Origin of the sequence: Coleofasciculus sp. FACHB-712 (assembly GCF_014695635.1) — a bacterium.
Lineage (GTDB): Bacteria > Cyanobacteriota > Cyanobacteriia > Cyanobacteriales > FACHB-T130 > FACHB-T130.
Window position 1 is genome coordinate 1 of record NZ_JACJOQ010000114.1, and the last position, 5,270, is coordinate 5,270.

Genomic DNA, 5,270 nt, shown 5'->3' on the forward strand with positions numbered 1-5,270 from the left:
ACGCAAATCTTTACGACCCAGACACTGAGACAATACGTGACGCCACGGGTGCATTTTAGCTTGTTCGGAAGTCAGCTCCCCGGCTTTCATCGCCCGTGCCACCCAAGTATGATCCTCAGTGATTTGCTCTAGAGTTGCCCCTCGCATTCGATAAAGGCGAGAGTCCCCCACATGAGCGACCCAAGGCTGCTGTTGGCGAAACATCACTACAACGCCTGTCGTGCCCATATCTGAGCGTTCTGGATGATTCGCTTGATCTTGTAAAATCGCCTGATTTGCATCCAAGAAGGCTTTTTCTAATAACGCTGGGCAAGTCTCGTCGGAATGCCAATGCTCATCTAGATAGGTGTAGATAGCCTGAGTGGCGATTTGGCTTGCCTCCTGGCCTCCTGCATGTCCTCCCATGCCATCAGCAACTATAAAAAATCGCCCATCAGGGTCGATATGGTAGTCATCTTGGTTGACGGAACGAAGAAGTCCCGCATCAGAGAGGCCCGTGGAGCGACGAATCATATATTGTCTGCTGGCAACAGCAACTTTACTTTACCTGAATCAAAACATCCGATCAAATCGGTCAAGGCGCATGAGCAAGCGGATGAGGACAAACGCGATGGCAGCTGCCCCCAGAGCAACCACAACTGCTAGCCCCACATAACCCTGAACGAAGAGGATGGTGGCTGACAGAGTGAAGGCACTGATGAGCAAAGTATAGTTCGTTCCTAACTGAATACTGCTCATGCGCCGAAGAATGCGATCGCTCTCAATAGAGCGCACTCGAATTCGCAGGTCGCCCTGCTCTAATTTCTCAATCGTATCCTCAATCCGCCTGGGCAAACTCAAAGCCGTACTGCTAACTTGAGCCGCTTGCCGTCCTAATTCATTCAAGAAGCTACTACTACTATTACTGCCATTACTATCTGCCATAAGCTGCATTGCAAAGGGTTTTGCAACCTCCATAAAGTTAAATTCCGGGTCTAAGCCTTTTCCAACCCCTTCTAAAGTTGAGAAGGCTCGCATCACAAAGGTAAAAGTCGCCGGAAACCGAAAAGGTTGGTCGTAAGCAATTTCATAAAGGTCTTCACTAATCTGACTCACCGATTGGTTTTCAAACGGCTTGTCCATAAAGTGATCCAGCATATACTGAATCGATCGCCGTACGGGTCCCATATCATCAACCGCTGCCAGCGCTCCCATTTCGACGAGCGAATGCATCACTCGGTCGCCATCTTTTTGAGCAATGCCAAACAGCGTTTCCATTAGTTGCTCGCGAATGTTGGACTTAATCCGCCCCATCATGCCGAAATCATAGAAAATTAGGGCACCTTCGGGACTGACTGCGATATTGCCAGGATGCGGGTCGGCGTGGAAGAAGCCATCGTTGAGCAATTGTTGCAGGTAAGCTTTAGCACCCAGATGAGCCAGTTCCTTTCGATCTAGCCCTGCTGCTTCTAGCGCTTCATAGTGACTAATTTTGATGCCCGGAATGTACTCAAGAGTGACAACCCGTGGCGACGTATATCGCCAGTAGACACGCGGCACTTTTACCCAATCATAGGCGCGGAAGTTGCGGCGAAACGTATCGGCGTTGCTGCCTTCATTCAGGTAATCAATTTCTTCCCAAAGAATTCGGCTGCACTCCTCATAGATTCCCAGCCAGTCACGACCCCGACCCCAGTCGGGATGGTTTTGAAAGAAACGGGCAATTCCTCTAAGAATTTGCAAATCAACCGTAAACAGCTGCCGCAGTCCGGGTCGTTGTACCTTGACCACGACTTCTTCGCCGCTGTGGAGAGTTGCTTTATGTACCTGTCCCAAGCTAGCAGCCGCCAGGGGAATCGGGTCAAAAGTGCGGTAAAGCTGCGAAACTTTCTTGCTGAAGTCCTTCTCAATCAACACCTCAGCTTGTTCGTAGCTAAAAGCAGGCACTTTGTCTTGCAGCTTAGAAAGTTCCTCCACATACTCCACAGGGAATAAATCGGCACGGGTGGAGAACAGCTGCCCAACTTTAATAAAAGTCGGCCCTAGGTCTAAGAACGTCTCTCGAATCCAAATCGCTTGTGCTCTGCGTCTGTGGGCTTGTTTTTCCTCTGTAACTCCGCCCGGATAGCTCCAAGATTTGTTGTAGCGCCAGAGCTTAAACAATAAGGTTAAAACAAACCCCCAAATATCTACGAAGCGCCGTTGATGGGAGTAACTTTCGCGGTTCCACCGATAAGCCTTATCCTTACGGGCTTTATCAGCGGCACGCTGGGCACTCGGCGTGCTAGCCGCGTATCGCTTCAGTTTAGAGTCATTAGGATAGGCTGACACTCGGATTCCTAAGTCTGTTTTTTCAAGTAGTTGGCGCGATCGCAGTTGAGTGTGTGAGTTTTGGATAACTAACAACTCACAACTGAACTTTTAACTGAATTCCCCCTCAGCACGCGAACAGAGCGCTGCGCTCTCAGGATTTATACTGAGCTGCTGCGATAGCGTTGTAATTCGGCGCGAAAGCGAGCGACTTCTGCCCGAAGTTCATCAATCGTCGCTTGCAAATCTGTTGTTTGGGTGCCTTGAGGCACAATGCTGGTAGTGGTTCGCCCCCGCATCACCGTTTCAGCTTGGGCGTTAGAGCGTTCGGTTACTCGTGAGGTGAAGTGCCGCAAAGACTCTCGTTGTTCAGCATCAAATTTGCCGAGTTCCGAGAGAGCATTGGTGACGGCGTTTTCTACCTGTTCATTGAGAGCTTCTGCAACCGCTCTGCCGACAAAAAAGGCATGAACTACAGGATTCGTCATGAAAAAATCTATTTGTGCGTCCGAAACAAATTATAACTTGCTTGCTCTCGATACTACATACAGCCTAGGTTACAGCTTAGGCTTTGGCAGTGTACCTGAGGAAGGTGGTACGGGTGCGACAACAGCAGCGGGGGGTGATAGCAGGTTAGCGTTGGACGTGGGATCGGGGGTGTCTGAGATGGGCCAGTCGTCGCGGGGTGGAAAGGATTGTTCGGTATGCAGGATAGAAGATCCCGGTCCCATTGCTCCGTTCAAGCGAACTGCCAAGCCGAATCCAGCACCCGTACAGGTAGCGATCGCAGCGGTCATCATCAGCCCTCTGCCTAGTGTCAGTTTGGGAAACTTTAAGTTTTGTAAGCTAGGAAGGTTCGCTGACGAGCCAAGCTTTGTAGAGACGCGATTCATCGCCTCTGGAATCTTGAAACTCTCTAGCGAGATTTTCAGTTTGGCAAAGGCAATCGGGAAGTTTGCCCGTATCGCTGTTTTGAGTTTTTTCGGGGCAGCACTCACTTTGGCTAGTCGAGTTTTGTAGGGGCGGGTTTTGCCCGGTCGCTTCACATCCTGGCTAAGATTCCAGTTCACTCCGCTAGCAAGCGATATCTTCGGTTTCGTGTTGCTGGCTGGTTGCGGCTTTTGGGGCGCAGGCTGAGATTTGGGGATTACAGGGCGACGAGCCGTTTGGGTCGCGCGGGGAGCCTGTGGAGCCTTGGAGGCGGGCAACAGGGAGAGCCAATCTTCTACTTTTTGGGGACGCTTCTCGGCTTTGATTTCTAAGCCACACAAAATCGCAGCGATCGCAGTCGGGCTGAGTTTGGGTTGAATTTCCCGTAAATTTGGCAGAGGGATGCGATCGCGTAACGGTGCTGGAACCGGCGGTTGACCCGTCAGCAAGCAATACAAACTTGCTGCTAAAGCATAGACATCTGTCGCTGGGGTGAGTTTTTCCTGGGAAAAATATTGTTCGATTGGCGCATATCCGGGACTCAGCAAACTGGCTTGGGTTTGCGTCACTCCCTGCGTAAATTCAGCACAAAAACCAACGTCAATCAGCACAACATCATCAGTTCCTTGATGCCGGATGATGTTTTGGGGTTTGACATCTCGGTGCAGTAACCCTGCCTTGTGGATAACCGTTAAGGCACTGCCAATTTGACGAATATAGCCAAGGGCTTGGGCTTCTGGCAAAATCTGACCCGCTGGCAGCGATTCAGCCAGCGTCTGCCCCGGTATGAACTCCATGACGATGAAACATCGCCGGGATTCCTCAAACAAGTCGAGAACCCGAACCAGGTGAGGATGCTTGCAGCGAGCAAGGCGACGTGCCTGGGTGAGAAATTGCTGCCCAAACCGCTCAAAATCAGGATGAGTCCGCAGACTGTCGTTGAGGGTTTTGATGACGACCGCTTTCCCCGACTGAGTATGAGTCGCCCGGTAGGTGATCCCAAAGATACCTTGACCCAGTGGGGCGTCGAGGACGTATTTGCCGTTCTTCAGGACTGCTCCAGCCGTTAAGTTCATTAAAGATTTGTTACAGTTTTCCCAACTATGCTACCGTCTTGGTACGAATTTTGAGTCCCAGGAGGGAGGGAAGCGGCGGTTGATTACCGGGCTTGCTTAGGGCGGGTGTTTCCGCTCCTGGATTTGACTCTTAGCCGCTTCAAAGTGGATAATACTCTGCCAAAAATTTTTCAGCATCAGCGCGATCGCGGATTTCTCCATCCAGCGTTGCTGCCAATAGACGATCTAACATGGGTTTGAATTCACGCCCCGGTTTGTAGCCGAGGGCTTTCAAATCATTGCCGTTTAATATCGGTTGAATATTCGCCCAGATAGTGAGATATCGCCAAATTAGCCGCCGAATCAGACGCGAATTTTTGACAGCAATCAAAATCAACGTAGGCAATTCGTACCGTCTCAGCAACACGACAATTTGACTCGGTCGGTGACATTCGGGCAAAAATTTCACCACATCCGCTCGATCCCGATCGAGTTGATCTAATCGTTCGATACTGTCTGTCGGTAATTGAAGATTGATTGCCACTTTCGCGCGATATTCGCCAGCGAGGTAGGCAATTAAAATTTCTAGCCGCATCTGCCAATGATCGAGGGTTTTCTGAGGATCAAATCGGCGCAGACACCGATCTAGTAAACGCACCTGCTTCCATAATGGCTCATCTAACTCTAGCGTGGGATGGAGGCACCGCAACGCCCCCAGATCGGCAAGTAACTGCAACGCGGGTTTCCAGTAGGGCGCTTGGAGGATGTATTTGAGTTCTGCTTTCAGCCGTGTTTGTAGCGCTGGGGCTTTGCTATTTTCAGAGAGCGAGCGCTCGTAAATTCCACTCTCTAGCGCATAGCGGATATATCCTTCCGTCTGTGGCTCAATCTGAAATCCCAGGCGCACTGCAAACCGCACGGCGCGATAAATGCGCGTCGGATCTTCGATAAAGCTATTGGCATGGAGGACGCGGATTTGGCGCGATCGCAAATCTA

4 protein-coding genes and 1 pseudogene are annotated in these 5,270 nt (G+C 50.7%); all 5 read right to left on the reverse strand.

Going from position 1 to position 5,270, the window contains the following annotated elements:
* A partial coding sequence (locus tag H6F50_RS02865; protein WP_190426107.1) for a PP2C family serine/threonine-protein phosphatase occupies window positions 1-513 on the reverse strand: 513 nt, incomplete at its 3' end.
* Between the two features lie 39 nt (window positions 514-552).
* Complete coding sequence (locus tag H6F50_RS02870) at window positions 553-2,310, reverse strand: AarF/UbiB family protein (RefSeq protein WP_190426118.1); 1,758 nt, start codon at window positions 2,308-2,310, stop codon at window positions 553-555.
* A 140-nt stretch (window positions 2,311-2,450) separates the two neighbouring features.
* A complete protein-coding gene (locus H6F50_RS02875) occupies window positions 2,451-2,777 on the reverse strand; it encodes a DUF6825 family protein (RefSeq protein WP_190414406.1) in 327 nt (108 codons plus the stop codon).
* 69 nt (window positions 2,778-2,846) lie between these two features.
* Window positions 2,847-4,295: a serine/threonine-protein kinase gene (locus H6F50_RS02880; protein ID WP_190426110.1), complete on the reverse strand. Its 1,449-nt coding sequence runs from the start codon at window positions 4,293-4,295 to the stop codon at window positions 2,847-2,849.
* A 139-nt stretch (window positions 4,296-4,434) separates the two neighbouring features.
* Window positions 4,435-5,270 (reverse strand): annotated as a pseudogene (locus H6F50_RS02885) (CCA tRNA nucleotidyltransferase); the annotation flags it as partial.

Bases quoted from the DNA above. Each gene is read 5' to 3' on its own strand.
- H6F50_RS02875 (WP_190414406.1), bottom strand. From the start codon at position 2,777: ATGACGAATCCTGTAGTTCATGCCTTTTTTGTCGGCAGAGCGGTTGCA.
- H6F50_RS02880 (WP_190426110.1), bottom strand. From the start codon at position 4,295: ATGAACTTAACGGCTGGAGCAGTCCTGAAGAACGGCAAATACGTCCTC.